Origin of the sequence: Amycolatopsis bullii, from assembly GCF_014654205.1 — a bacterium.
Taxonomy (GTDB): domain Bacteria; phylum Actinomycetota; class Actinomycetes; order Mycobacteriales; family Pseudonocardiaceae; genus Amycolatopsis; species Amycolatopsis plumensis.
On the sequence record NZ_BNAW01000114.1, the window covers coordinates 1 to 896 of the forward strand.

Below are 896 nucleotides of genomic sequence, written 5' to 3' on the forward strand. Positions count from 1 at the left end.
TGGTGTTCCCGAGTAGCAGCGAGCTCGTGGAATTTGCTGTGAATCTGCCGGGACCACCCGGTAAGCCTAAATACTTCCTGAAGACCGATAGCGGACGAGTACCGTGAGGGAAAGATGAAAAGTACCCCGGGAGGGGAGTGAAAGAGTACCTGAAACCGTGTGCCTACAAGCCGTCAGAGCCGTAACTAGGTGATGGCGTGCCTTTTGAAGAATGAGCCTGCGAGTTAGTGCTGCGTGGCGAGGTTAACCCGTGTGGGGTAGCCGTAGCGAAAGCGAGTCTGAATAGGGCGAATGTAGTCGCGTGGTCTAGACCCGAAGCGGAGTGATCTACCCATGGCCAGGGTGAAGCGACGGTAAGACGTCGTGGAGGCCCGAACCCACTTAGGTTGAAAACTGAGGGGATGAGCTGTGGGTAGGGGTGAAAGGCCAATCAAACTCCGTGATAGCTGGTTCTCCCCGAAATGCATTTAGGTGCAGCGTCACGTGTTTCTTGCCGGGGGTAGAGCTACTGGATGGTCTAGGGGCCTTACCGGGTTACCGAAATCAACCAAACTCCGAATACCGGTTAGTGAGAGCGTGGCAGTGAGACGGCGGGGGATAAGCTTCGTCGTCGAGAGGGAAACAGCCCAGAACACCAGCTAAGGCCCCTAAGTGTGTGCTCAGTGGGAAAGGATGTGGGATTGCCCAGACAACCAGGAGGTTGGCTTAGAAGCAGCCACCCTTGAAAGAGTGCGTAATAGCTCACTGGTCAAGTGGTCCTGCGCCGACAATGTAGCGGGGCTTAAGCACACCGCCGAAGCTGTGTCATTCACACATATACATCGGCTTGAGTCTTCGTGGCTCTTGTCTAGTGGTGTGGATGGGTAGGGGAGCGTCCTGCATCCAGGGAAGCGGCG

The 896-nt window shown here is 55.8% G+C and carries 1 rRNA gene; it reads left to right on the forward strand.

The features are described from left to right. Positions 1-896 (forward strand): 23S ribosomal RNA (locus tag IE317_RS44130); the annotation flags it as partial.